10 protein-coding genes are annotated in these 13,295 nt (G+C 52.1%); 7 read left to right on the top strand and 3 right to left on the bottom strand.

Annotated elements, in window-relative coordinates:
- Nucleotides 1-11: 11 nt before the first annotated feature.
- The 3 genes from cyoA to CKK19_RS00795 all read right to left on the bottom strand — a co-directional run bounded on the left by cyoA (nt 12) and on the right by CKK19_RS00795 (nt 3,537).
- Complete coding sequence (gene cyoA, locus CKK19_RS00805) at nt 12-959, bottom strand: cytochrome o ubiquinol oxidase subunit II (RefSeq protein WP_063853691.1); 948 nt, start codon at nt 957-959, stop codon at nt 12-14.
- A 478-nt stretch (nt 960-1,437) separates the two neighbouring features.
- The gene (gene ampG, locus CKK19_RS00800; protein ID WP_058676956.1) at nt 1,438-2,913 is read right to left on the bottom strand and encodes a muropeptide MFS transporter AmpG; all 1,476 of its coding nucleotides are present in this window, start codon (nt 2,911-2,913) and stop codon (nt 1,438-1,440) included.
- A gap of 45 nt (nt 2,914-2,958) precedes the next feature.
- Nucleotides 2,959-3,537 (bottom strand): lipoprotein, encoded by a 579-nt coding sequence (locus tag CKK19_RS00795; protein ID WP_022647246.1) that lies wholly within the window; start codon nt 3,535-3,537, stop codon nt 2,959-2,961.
- A gap of 303 nt (nt 3,538-3,840) precedes the next feature.
- Between CKK19_RS00795 and bolA the strand changes: the two genes are divergently transcribed.
- From bolA to ppiD, 7 genes are all read left to right on the top strand, one after another.
- Entirely contained in the window at nt 3,841-4,158 is a 318-nt protein-coding gene (gene bolA / locus CKK19_RS00790; protein WP_003859051.1) for a transcriptional regulator BolA, read from the top strand.
- A 331-nt stretch (nt 4,159-4,489) separates the two neighbouring features.
- The gene (gene tig, locus CKK19_RS00785) at nt 4,490-5,788 is read left to right on the top strand and encodes a trigger factor (protein WP_006809881.1); all 1,299 of its coding nucleotides are present in this window, start codon (nt 4,490-4,492) and stop codon (nt 5,786-5,788) included.
- Between the two features lie 260 nt (nt 5,789-6,048).
- Nucleotides 6,049-6,672 (top strand): ATP-dependent Clp endopeptidase proteolytic subunit ClpP, encoded by a 624-nt coding sequence (gene clpP / locus CKK19_RS00780; RefSeq protein WP_006809880.1) that lies wholly within the window; start codon nt 6,049-6,051, stop codon nt 6,670-6,672.
- A 127-nt stretch (nt 6,673-6,799) separates the two neighbouring features.
- Entirely contained in the window at nt 6,800-8,074 is a 1,275-nt protein-coding gene (gene clpX, locus CKK19_RS00775) for an ATP-dependent protease ATP-binding subunit ClpX (RefSeq protein ID WP_006809879.1), read from the top strand.
- Between the two features lie 184 nt (nt 8,075-8,258).
- Nucleotides 8,259-10,613, top strand: a complete 2,355-nt coding sequence (gene lon, locus CKK19_RS00770) for an endopeptidase La (protein ID WP_063853693.1) — start codon at nt 8,259-8,261, stop codon at nt 10,611-10,613.
- A gap of 210 nt (nt 10,614-10,823) precedes the next feature.
- Nucleotides 10,824-11,096 (top strand): nucleoid-associated protein HU-beta, encoded by a 273-nt coding sequence (hupB, locus tag CKK19_RS00765; RefSeq protein WP_002444653.1) that lies wholly within the window; start codon nt 10,824-10,826, stop codon nt 11,094-11,096.
- 212 nt (nt 11,097-11,308) lie between these two features.
- Complete coding sequence (gene ppiD / locus CKK19_RS00760; RefSeq protein WP_063853694.1) at nt 11,309-13,180, top strand: peptidylprolyl isomerase; 1,872 nt, start codon at nt 11,309-11,311, stop codon at nt 13,178-13,180.
- Nucleotides 13,181-13,295 lie beyond the last annotated feature (115 nt).

Genomic DNA, 13,295 nt, shown 5'->3' with positions numbered 1-13,295 from the left:
TCCTCGGCCCCTTAGTGAGCGGTTTCCGCGTGGCTCATGTCCATGCCTTCCATACCCTGGTGCGTGTTGTGCTCGCCTTCAGGCTGGGTCATGTCCATGCTCATGCCGTGATCCATAAATTTGCCAATAACATCTTTGAACAGATTCGGTTTCACGTTAGAGAAGTACTCCACCTTGTTGTATTCGCTAGGTGCAGCCACTTTTTCGAACGCCGCCATGTCAGACATGGTGTTTGGAGACTGCTTCGCTTTTGCAACCCACTGGTCGAAAGTCGCGCGGTCTGGCGTAGCGATAGCTTTGAACTTCATACCCGAGAAGCCCGGGCCACTATAGCTGGCGGAGATACCGTCGTAGGTGCCTGCATCATTCGCAATCAGATGCAGGTTAGTCTGCATACCGGCCATCGCGTAAATCTGGCTGCCCAGACGTGGGATGAAGAAGGAGTTCATTACGGAGTTGGAGGTCACTTTGAACTGAACCGGAGTGTTCGCCGGGAAGGCGATTTCATTCACGGTAGCAATGCCCTGTTCTGGATAGATGAAGAACCATTTCCAGTCCATGGAGACCACTTCAATGGTAATGGGTTTTTCATCGTGAACCAGCGGTTTGCTCGGCTCAAGTGCGTGAGTGGTTTTCCAGGTCAGTACAGCAAGGAACAGGATGATCAGAATAGGTACCGTCCAGACCACAGCTTCCACTTTATTGGAGTGTGACCAGTTAGGGCTATACTTCGCATCTTTATTGCTCGCACGATACTTCCAGGCGAAACCAACAGCCATCAAGATGGCAGGAATAACCACAATCAACATCAGGCCAAAAGCCGTCAGTATCAATGAACGTTGTTCCAGTCCAATCTGTCCTTTGGGGTCTAGTAGTGCAGAATCGCAGCCACTGAGTAATACAGTGCCTGCGAATAATGACAACCATCCCAAACTTTTATTGTATTTCCTGAGTCTCATTTAACGACCTCAATTCCACGGGAGTCTGGTGGCGTTTAAAGTGTGGGGGCATTTTACGGGAAGGTTACATTACTGTAAACATCATTAGCCCTGTGTCAGGAAGGTGTTACCGGGTTCTGCCGCACATGTCACAAGTGTTGCAAATTATGTCGCGTTTCCAGACGGAAGCCGCACGGAGTGGGCGTTATAACGAAAGGGTGCCCCAGCATACCGCAAAAGGGACAATTGGTATAACCATTGCGAAAAACACACAATTAGTTAACAATTAATTATCAATAAAAAGACAACTAAAAAACGAAAATTCAATGTTTCGAATGCTGAATCGTTTAATGAAAAATAGCGTAGCGAAATAAGCTCCAATAATTTCCGAATGCTATCCCGCACAAAACAACAAATATTTTTTTTGTCGATGGCGGTTATTTCACCGTTATAATTTCGGGCTGTTATTACAACGGGAAATAACCTTTCGCTTTTTACTTCATGTCATCTGCGTCTTTCGTAATGACATGAAATCCAGCATCCCACCCGTCAGGATCCCCGCCAGAGCGAGAAACACACCTGCATCAAGCAGAAGGGTTTCAAAAGGAACTGACAAGTCGGTAGTCGCATTCATGATGAGCACCGTGAGCCACCCTACCAGGGCAAAACAACCTGCCATTAGCAGACGCAGGGCAAACCGATAGGCAGCGTGATATTCCGTGCGCGGCATGAAGTGTTCCGTCCGCTGGGTATATTCCAGCGTCTGGCGACAGACCAGCAGCAATAAAATCCCCGGCACGGCCGCCACCACCGAGAAGAGATAAAAGGTCGGCCAACCGTAGGCTTCAACAAACCAGCCCGCGACGGGGCCAACGTATACGCGCCCGACGGCGGAAAGGGCAGAGAGCAGCGCAAACTGGGTAGCGGAAAATGACTTATTGCACAGCGTCATCAGCAGGGCGACAAATGCCGCAGTGCCCATACCGCCGCACAGGTTCTCAAAGAATACCGCCGTCCCCATACTGATCATATTCTTGTCGGTGATCGACAGCAGCCAGTAACCGGCATTCGATGCGCCCTGAAGGATGCCAAATATCAGCAGAGCGCGGAACAGCGTCAGGCGCTGCATCAATACGCCGCCGTACAGCGCGCCGACAATCGTGGCAAACAGCCCCAGGGTTTTGTTCACCACGCCTACCTCGCCCGCATCAAACCCGACGCCGCGGATCAGGAAGGTAGTGGTCAGACTCATGGCGAAAGCGTCGCCAAGCTTATAAAGGACAATAAGCAGCAGGATCAGCCAGGCATTATTGCGACCAAAGAAGTCGCGCAGCGGTGCGGCGACGGCCTGCTCCAGCGAGCGTGGAACCGGGATCACATCGCTCGGTTCAGGCGCGAACAGAGTGGCAATAATGCAGGGGATCAGCAGTGCGGCCATCAACCAGTACATGCCCTGCCAGCCGAGATAGCGGTCAGCAAGCCACAGTGCGAGTCCGCCGGAAACCAGCATACCCAGGCGGTAGCCGAGCACGCTGATTGCCGCACCGGCGCCACGCTCTTCCGCTGGCAGGACGTCCGTTTTCCAGGCGTCAAAAACAATGTCCTGCGAGGCGGAGCAGAAGGCGATGACCACCGCAAGCGCGGCCATCCAGCGCAGCTGCGTTGACGGTTCAAGGAAACCCATTGCGGCAATGGCGAGCAACAGCAGCACCTGCGTCATCACTAACCAGCCGCGACGGCGCCCGAGGAACGGTGGGGTATAGCGATCCATCACTGGCGACCACAGGAACTTAAAGACGTAAGCCTGGCCGACGAGCGAGAAGAAACCAATGGTTTTAAGATCGATGTTCTCAACCGTCATCCACGCCTGTAACGTGCCGGAGGTGAGCGCAAGGGGTAAACCGGAGGCGAAACCCAGGATCAGCAGAATAGCTGATTTCGGTTGCTGGAAAATGCGTAAGTAGTGACTGGACATGTTCTTATGAACTGACCCGGTGAAGCACCGGGTCAGTCAGCAGGATTAACGTGCGTTCTGCTTGATGAAGTCGTGAATGCTGGTGTCCTGTGCCATGTCGGCAATGGTGTCAGTCAGCACGCTGTTAACCGCGTTAGCGATATTTTTGTTGGAGGCCTGGAATGCGCCTTCAACGGAATAGCTTGCACGGTAGTTTTTGTTCATCTTGTTGCCGTTCTTCGCGGTAGCGATGATGGAGATATCGGCTTTGGTCGCAATGTTGTAGCGAACGTTACCCTGGGAGACGTCAGCGTACAGGTTGTTCACGATGATTTGCAGATCAACCGCGCCGCTTGGGCCAATCATGTAGCCACGGGAGGTCATCTGTTTTTCCAGTACTTCCTGCAACAGGAAGCGCAGGTCGCGGGAAGCGGTCAGCGTAACCTGCTGGTTGTCGCGAGTCACTTTCGCCAGCGCCTGGTCCTGACGCTGATCGGCGCCATTAATGCTGACCGTCACGCCCATCAGGCTTGGATCCTGCTGAGGCAGGGTAATTTTTGGTGAAACGTCAATGGTCGTCGGCGGGGTTGCGCAACCGGCGAGCATAAAGAGTGCTACCAACGGAAAGAAGATTTTTTTTAACATTTTCGGGTTCTCAACGAATCGTAAGCAAAGAGAGAAAAATTGCCGCCATCATAACATCGCCAACGGCCAGGGGAAGTGGTCAACGCATGTAAATTCATCGCCTTGTCCGAAAACTGACCACCTTTCCGCTTTTCTCTGCCTGTAAGTGACAAAACGTATGAACCTCATAGTGAACTTCATCTGTTTGGATGAGAAAATCAGACGAAAGCTAAATATTTGTTGTCACGGTGTAATGGAACCGGTAAAAGCGGCTAATATTTAAAGGGATGGGTGACATCTTAGCGTTGTCGGAGGAGTGATTTCATGATGATACGTGAACAGATAGAAGAAAAATTAAGGGCAGCGTTCAACCCTGTGTTTCTCGAAGTTGTCGACGAAAGCTATCGTCATAACGTGCCGGCAGGTTCTGAAAGCCACTTCAAAGTGGTTCTGGTCAGCGATCGCTTCACGGGAGAACGTTTCCTGAACCGACACCGCTTGATCTACAGCACCTTGACGGAAGAACTCTCCACAACCGTACATGCGCTGGCGCTGCATACCTACACCATTAAGGAATGGGAAGGGCTGCAGGATACGGTATTCGCATCACCGCCTTGTCGGGGTGCAGGCACCATCGCCTGATAAATCGGATTTGCAACCGCCGGAGTTTTTCCAGTATGTTGCTTACAGATTTCGTCAAAACGGCCTTCGGGCCGTTTTGTTTTGTCTGAGTTTTGAGCGGATGGCGCGTTTTTAAGGCTAAAAATAGCCTTAAAGTGTGAAAAAAGCCGCAGCAACATGCTCCAACCGTTCTCGACTCACCTAAGTGATGCCGCTATAATGCCGCGTCTTATTGAATGTCTTCGGGATGATTCTGGCGACAGGGAATGTGAATCTGCACATAAGAGAGCATCCCGGTATAACAGACAGATTCAGAGTTGACCGAGCACTGTGATTTTTTTGAGGTAACAAGATGCAAGTTTCAGTTGAAACCACTCAAGGCCTTGGCCGCCGTGTAACGATTACTATCGCTGCTGACAGCATCGAAACTGCTGTGAAAAGCGAGCTGGTCAACGTAGCAAAAAAAGTACGTATTGACGGCTTCCGCAAGGGCAAAGTACCAATGAATGTTGTTGCTCAGCGTTATGGCGCTTCCGTGCGTCAGGATGTGCTGGGTGAACTGATGAGCCGCAACTTTATCGACGCGATCATCAAAGAAAAAATCAATCCAGCCGGCGCGCCAAACTACGTTCCAGGTGAATACAAGCAGGGCGAAGACTTCACCTATTCCGTAGAGTTCGAAGTGTACCCGGAAGTTGAGCTGAAAGGTCTGGAATCAATCGAAGTTGAAAAACCGATCGTTTCCGTGACTGACGAAGACGTTGACGGCATGCTGGATACCCTGCGTAAGCAGCAGGCGAACTGGAAAGAGAAAGAAGGCGCTGTTGACGCGGAAGACCGCGTAACCATCGACTTCACCGGTTCAGTAGACGGCGAAGAGTTCGAAGGCGGTAAAGCGTCTGATTTCGTACTGGCGATGGGTCAGGGTCGTATGATCCCAGGCTTCGAAGACGGTATCAAAGGCCACAAAGCAGGCGAAGAGTTCACCATCGACGTGACCTTCCCTGAAGAATACCACGCTGAAAACCTGAAAGGTAAAGCAGCGAAGTTCGTCATCAACCTGAAGAAAGTTGAAGAGCGCGAACTGCCAGAACTGACTGAAGAATTCATCAAGCGTTTCGGCGTGGAAGATGGTTCTGTTGCGGGTCTGCGTGCTGAAGTGCGTAAAAACATGGAGCGCGAGCTGAACGGCGCTGTACGTAACCGCGTGAAGTCTCAGGCGATTGAAGGTCTGGTGAAAGCGAACGACATCGACGTTCCTGCTGCCCTGATCGACAGCGAAATCGACGTTCTGCGCCGTCAGGCTGCACAGCGCTTCGGTGGCAACCAGCAGCAAGCGATGGAACTGCCACGCGAGCTGTTCGAAGAGCAAGCGAAACGTCGCGTTGTTGTTGGCCTGCTGCTGGGCGAAGTGATTCGTACCCACGAGCTGAAAGCTGACGAAGAGCGTGTGAAAGGCCTGATCGAAGAGATGGCTTCTGCATACGAAGATCCATCAGAAGTGATCGAGTTCTACGGTAAGAACAAAGAGCTGATGGACAACATGCGCAACGTTGCACTGGAAGAGCAGGCTGTTGAAGCGGTACTGGCGAAAGCGAAAGTAACCGAAAAAGAGACCTCTTTCACCGAACTGATGAACCAGCAGGCGTAATTTCGTCCCAACGGTTTAAAGTTTGAACAAAAAACCCGTTGCCCTCCGGCGACGGGTTTTTTTTATCACAGCTTTAGTCCTGGAAGGGTGCTAAAACGCCCTTTCAGTGTTAGCGTTACAACAAAACGTTGTTATGCTTGAAATAGGGCATGGCGACCCCCATTAGTATGTAATCACGATGATTGAGACTGGCTGATAATCCGTCCATAAGGTTACAATCAGTACAGCAGGTGTTTTCAATTTTGAACCAGGAGACGGAAATGTCATACAGTGGCGAACGAGATAACTTTGCACCCCATATGGCGCTGGTGCCAATGGTTATTGAACAGACCTCACGCGGTGAGCGATCTTTCGATATCTATTCCCGTCTGCTCAAGGAACGCGTTATCTTTCTGACCGGCCAGGTGGAAGACCATATGGCTAACCTGATCGTGGCGCAGATGCTGTTCCTGGAAGCGGAAAACCCGGAAAAAGACATTTACCTGTACATCAACTCGCCGGGCGGTGTGATTACGGCGGGCATGTCTATTTATGACACCATGCAATTCATCAAGCCGGATGTCAGCACCATCTGTATGGGACAGGCGGCGTCCATGGGGGCTTTCCTGTTAACCGCAGGGGCGAAAGGTAAGCGTTTCTGCCTGCCTAACTCCCGCGTGATGATTCACCAGCCGCTGGGTGGTTACCAGGGCCAGGCGACGGATATTGAAATCCACGCCCGAGAAATTCTGAAAGTAAAAGCGCGCATGAATGAACTTATGGCGCAGCATACGGGTCAACCACTCGAGCAGATCGAGCGCGATACCGAGCGCGATCGCTTCCTGTCTGCACCAGAGGCAGTTGAGTACGGCTTAGTCGACTCCATTTTGACCCATCGTAATTGATGCCCGCGACGCGAGTGTGCCGCTATACTAATTTAGGGCGGCACGTTGCCTGTAAGCAGCTTGCGTCTGAGTATGGCATTTGCGTCGTCATGTGCGGCACATAGAACTTAAAAAGAGGTTTGGACTCATGACAGATAAACGCAAAGATGGTTCGGGCAAACTGCTGTACTGCTCTTTTTGCGGCAAAAGCCAGCATGAAGTGCGTAAACTGATTGCCGGGCCGTCCGTGTATATCTGCGACGAATGCGTCGATTTATGTAACGACATCATTCGCGAAGAGATTAAAGAAGTCGCGCCGCACCGTGAGCGCAGCGCGTTACCAACGCCACACGAGATTCGCCACCACCTGGACGACTATGTCATTGGTCAGGAGCAGGCGAAAAAAGTGCTGGCGGTGGCGGTATACAACCACTACAAGCGTCTGCGTAACGGCGATACCAGCAATGGCGTGGAACTGGGCAAAAGTAACATTCTGCTGATCGGGCCTACGGGTTCCGGTAAAACGTTGCTGGCGGAAACGCTGGCGCGCCTGCTGGATGTTCCGTTCACCATGGCGGATGCCACCACCCTGACCGAAGCCGGTTATGTGGGCGAAGACGTTGAAAATATTATCCAGAAGCTGCTCCAGAAGTGCGATTACGACGTACAGAAAGCCCAGCGCGGGATCGTCTATATCGATGAGATTGACAAAATCTCCCGTAAATCAGACAACCCATCCATCACCCGTGACGTCTCGGGCGAAGGCGTGCAGCAGGCGCTCCTGAAGCTGATTGAAGGTACGGTTGCGGCTGTTCCACCGCAGGGTGGGCGTAAACATCCGCAGCAGGAATTCTTGCAGGTTGATACCTCCAAGATCCTGTTTATCTGTGGTGGTGCGTTTGCAGGCCTGGATAAAGTGATCTCACACCGTGTGGAAACCGGCTCCGGCATTGGTTTTGGCGCAACGGTGAAAGCTACGTCTGAAAAACCAAACGAAGGCCAGCTGCTGGCGCAGGTTGAACCGGAAGATCTGATCAAATTTGGTTTGATTCCGGAATTTATCGGCCGTCTGCCGGTTGTGGCGACCCTGAACGAACTGAGCGAAGACGCGCTGATTCAGATCCTGAAAGAGCCGAAAAACGCGCTGACCAAGCAGTATCAGGCGCTGTTTAATCTGGAAGGCGTTGAGCTGGAATTCCGTGACGAAGCACTGGACGCGATTGCCAAGAAAGCGATGGCGCGTAAAACCGGTGCCCGTGGCCTGCGTTCTATCGTGGAAGCAGCATTGCTCGACACGATGTACGATCTTCCTTCTATGGAAGATGTCGAAAAAGTCGTGATCGACGAGTCCGTCATTGGTGGCCAGACCAAGCCGTTACTGATTTACGGTAAACCGGAAGCGCAGCAGGCATCTGGCGAATAATTCACCATTTCATACAATCAGTTAATCAAAAAGGGGGGATTTTATCTCCCCTTTACTTTTTCCGTATTCATGGCGTTGAATGTATGGGAAACATCCCCATATACTGGATTACATGTTAATGGTTGTGTGAAGCACAGTTACATGACCAGTTTACCTGGCGGACACTAAACTAAGAGAGAGCTCTATGAATCCTGAGCGTTCTGAACGCATTGAAATCCCCGTATTGCCGTTGCGCGATGTGGTGGTTTATCCGCACATGGTCATACCCTTATTTGTAGGGCGGGAAAAATCTATCCGTTGCCTCGAAGCCGCCATGGATCATGATAAAAAAATCATGTTGGTTGCGCAGAAGGAAGCATCAACGGATGAGCCGGGTGTAAACGATCTTTTCACCGTCGGGACCGTGGCCTCTATTTTGCAGATGCTGAAGCTGCCAGATGGCACCGTGAAGGTGCTGGTGGAAGGCTTACAGCGCGCGCGTATTACCACTCTGTCAGACGATGGCGAGCACTTCTCTGCGAAGGCAGAGTACCTTGATTCACCGGAACTTGATGAGCGCGAGCAGGAAGTGCTGGTACGCACCGCGATCAGCCAGTTTGAAGGCTACATCAAGCTGAACAAGAAAATCCCACCTGAAGTGCTGACGTCGCTGAACAGCATCGACGATCCTGCACGTCTGGCGGATACCATCGCTGCGCACATGCCGCTGAAGCTGGCTGACAAACAGTCCGTGCTGGAAATGTCCGACGTTAACGAACGTCTGGAATACCTGATGGCGATGATGGAGTCTGAGATCGATCTGCTCCAGGTTGAGAAGCGCATTCGCAACCGCGTCAAAAAGCAGATGGAAAAATCGCAGCGTGAGTACTATCTGAATGAGCAAATGAAAGCCATTCAGAAAGAGCTCGGCGAGATGGACGATGCGCCGGATGAAAACGAAGCGCTGAAGCGTAAGATCGACGCGGCGAAGATGCCGAAAGAGGCGAAAGAGAAAGCCGAAGCTGAGTTGCAGAAGCTGAAAATGATGTCTCCGATGTCGGCGGAAGCGACCGTTGTACGCGGCTACATTGAGTGGATGGTTCAGGTTCCATGGAATTCCCGCAGCAAGGTCAAAAAAGACCTGCGTCAGGCACAGGAAATCCTCGATACCGACCACTATGGCCTGGAACGTGTGAAAGACCGCATTCTTGAGTACCTCGCGGTACAGAGCCGTGTGAACAAAATCAAAGGTCCAATCTTGTGCCTGGTAGGGCCTCCAGGGGTGGGTAAAACCTCTCTGGGCCAGTCCATCGCCAAAGCGACCGGACGTAAGTACATCCGTATGGCGCTGGGCGGCGTGCGTGATGAAGCGGAAATCCGCGGTCACCGCCGTACCTATATCGGTTCTATGCCGGGCAAGCTGATCCAGAAGATGGCGAAAGTGGGCGTCAAAAACCCGCTGTTCCTCCTCGACGAGATCGACAAAATGTCTTCGGACATGCGTGGCGATCCGGCGTCGGCGCTGCTGGAAGTGCTTGATCCAGAGCAGAACGTGGCGTTCAGCGATCACTATCTGGAAGTCGACTACGACCTGAGCGATGTGATGTTCGTGGCGACGTCGAATTCCATGAACATTCCGGCACCGCTGCTGGACCGTATGGAAGTGATCCGTCTGTCCGGTTATACCGAAGACGAGAAGCTGAACATTGCTAAGCAGCACCTGCTGCCGAAGCAGATTGAGCGTAACGCGCTGAAAGCTAACGAGCTGACCGTTGAGGACAGCGCTATTGTCGGCATTATTCGTTACTACACCCGTGAAGCGGGCGTGCGTAGCCTTGAGCGTGAGATCTCTAAACTGTGCCGTAAGGCGGTTAAGCAGCTGCTGCTGGATAAGAGCCTGAAGCACATCGTGATTAACGGCGACAATCTGCATGCTTACCTCGGCGTTCAGCGCTTCGACTATGGCCGTGCGGACAACGAAAACCGCGTTGGTCAGGTGACTGGACTGGCGTGGACGGAAGTGGGTGGCGATCTGCTGACCATTGAAACCGCCTGTGTACCGGGTAAAGGCAAGCTGACCTACACTGGCTCGCTCGGTGAAGTGATGCAGGAGTCCATCCAGGCAGCGTTGACCGTGGTGCGTGCGCGCGCGGAAAAACTGGGTATCAACCCGGATTTCTACGAAAAACGCGACATTCACGTTCACGTTCCGGAAGGGGCGACGCCGAAAGATGGCCCAAGCGCGGGTATTGCTATGTGTACGGCGCTGGTTTCCTGCCTGACGGGTAACCCGGTCCGTGCTGATGTGGCCATGACTGGTGAAATTACGCTGCGTGGTCAGGTACTGCCCATCGGCGGGTTAAAAGAAAAACTGCTGGCGGCACACCGTGGTGGGATCAAAACCGTATTGATTCCTTACGAGAATAAACGCGATCTGGAAGAGATTCCGGACAACGTTATTGCCGATTTGCAGATCCATCCGGTGAAACGCATTGAGGAAGTTCTGACTCTCGCACTGCAAAATGAACCGTCCGGAATGCAGGTTGTAACCGCAAAATAGTGACCTCGCGCAAAGAGCGCTAATAAAAACAAGGCTGGTAAGTCATTTCGTACTTGCCAGCCTTTTTTTGTATAGCTAATTTAGATTGCTGATTGGGTTAGCCATCAACAACGGGTGTTGTAAGGTCATAGCAGGACTGATATAACTGCTGCGCGGTCGCGCTGTGAAGGATTCAGGTGCGATATAAATTATAAAGAGAGGAAGAGAACAGTGAATAAATCTCAACTGATTGACAAAATTGCTGCGGGTGCTGATATTTCTAAAGCTGCAGCTGGACGTGCTTTAGATGCTTTAATTGCTTCTGTTACTGAATCTCTGCAAGCTGGGGACGACGTTGCACTGGTAGGCTTCGGTACTTTTGCGGTTAAAGAGCGTGCTGCCCGTACTGGCCGCAACCCGCAGACCGGTAAAGAGATCACCATTGCTGCCGCTAAAGTGCCGGGTTTCCGTGCAGGTAAGGCGCTGAAAGACGCAGTAAATTGATTGCTTTCCCGCTCCAGGGAAGCTGAAAAGTACAAGGGCGCATCGTTTGATGTGCCTTTTTTGTTTGTCCATACCTGATTTGTGCGAGTTTATGCGAGTTGTGGGCTGACAATTGCCCTGTTTTCTTGTCACAATACGCCTTTACGCGCGACGGTCAGGATTTTCCGTCAGCGTCAGGTAACCAGTCACCTACAGCGGAGTGTTGTTACACCATGATGGACAGCTTACGCACGGCTGCTAACAGTCTCGTGCTCAAGATTATTTTCGGTATCATTATCGTGTCGTTCATATTGACCGGTGTGAGTAGTTACCTCATCGGCGGTGGCGCGAACTACGCCGCAAAAGTGAATGGCCAGGAAATTAGCCGTGGGCAGTTCGAGAACGCTTTTGCTGGTGAACGTAACCGCATGCAGCAACAGCTGGGCGACCAATACTCTGAACTTGCAGCCAACGAAGGCTATATGAAAAACCTGCGTCAGCAGACGCTGAACCGCCTTATCGACGAAGCGCTGCTGGACCAGTACGCGAAAAGCCTCGGTCTGGGCATCAGCGATGAGCAGGTTAAAAAAGCCATCTTCTCGACGCAGGCTTTCCAGTCTAATGGGAAGTTCGACAACGCGCGTTACAACAGCATTGTTAACCAGATGGGGATGACGGCTGACCAGTACGCACAGGCGCTGCGTAACCAGTTGACCACGCAACAGCTGATCAACGCGGTGGTGGGCACCGATTTCATGCTGAAAGGCGAAACTGAAGCGCTGGCGGCACTGGTAGCGCAGCAACGCGTGGTGCGTGAAGCGACGATTGATGTCAATGCACTGGCGGCGAAACAGCAGGTTAGCGACGCTGAAGTTAATGCTTACTACGAGCAAAACAAGAACAACTTCATCTCTCCGGAACAGTTCCGCGTAAGCTATATCAAGCTGGATGCTGCCGCGATGCAGAAAAACGCGACTGACGCCGAGATCCAGTCTTATTACGACCAGCATCAGGATCAGTTCACTCAGCCGCAGCGTAACCGTTACAGCGTGATCCAGACCAAAACGGAAGCAGAAGCAAAAGCCGTGCTGGACGAGCTGAACAAAGGCGCTGATTTCGCGACCGTGGCGAAAGCAAAATCCACCGACATTATTTCTGCCAAAAACGGCGGTGATATGGGCTGGCTGGAAGATTCTACTACCCCGGACGAGCTGAAAAATGCGGGTCTTAAAGAGAAAGGCCAACTGTCTGGTGTAATCAAATCCTCCGTTGGCTTCCTGGTGGCGCGTCTGGACGATGTCGTGGCGGCGAAAACCAAGCCGCTGGCTGACGTTCGTGATGATATCGCTGCGAAAGTGAAGCAGGAGAAAGCGCTGGACGCCTTCTATGCTCTGCAACAGAAAGTGAGCGATGCCGCAAGCAACGACAACGAATCACTGGCGGGCGCTGAGCAGGCTGCTGGCGTGAAAGCGGTTGAGACGGGCTGGTTCAGCCATGAAAATCTGCCGGAAGAACTGAACTTCAAACCGGTTTCAGATGCCATTTTCAATGGTGGTCTGGTAGGTGAGAACGGTACGCCGGGCAGCAACTCAGACATCATTACCGTTGACGGTGACCGTGCGTTCGTACTGCGCGTCAGCGAGCACAAAGCCGAGGCAGTGAAGCCCCTGGCGGAAGTGAAAGATCAGGTGGTGGCGTTGGTCAAACACAACAAAGCGACACAGCAGGCAAAACTGGATGCAGAGAAAATTCTGGCCGATCTGAAAGCCGGTAAGAACGATGCACTGAAAGCGGCTGGCCTGAGCTTTGGCGAAGCCAAAACGCTGAGCCGTACCGGTCAGGATCCTGTCAGCCAGGCGGCGTTTGGTTTGAGCCTGCCGGCGAAAGACAAACCTGTCTTTGGCACCACGACCGATATGCAGGGTAACGTGGTGATTCTGGCGCTGGATGAAGTCAAAGCCGGCACGCTGCCAGACGCGCAGAAGAAGGCCATGGTTCAGGGAATTACTCAGAATAATGCCCAGATTGCTTTCGAAGCGATGATGAGCAACCTGCGTAAAGAAGCCAAAATCAAGCTGGGTGATGTGGTGACCCAGGAGCAATAATTACGTACCTGCTCGCAGATTTTCGTAACGCTCTGCAAAAACTAAAGGCCGCTTTCGCGGCCTTTTCCATTTCTGCAATCTGCTGTTTGTCCCTGTTTTCTCGTACGGCTATCGT

Origin of the sequence: Enterobacter sp. CCUG 70166 (assembly GCF_020224095.1) — a bacterium.
Lineage (GTDB): Bacteria > Pseudomonadota > Gammaproteobacteria > Enterobacterales > Enterobacteriaceae > Enterobacter > Enterobacter intestinihominis.
The sequence above is the reverse complement of the archived record's forward strand: the minus strand, read 5'-3'. Positions and strand labels throughout refer to the sequence as shown.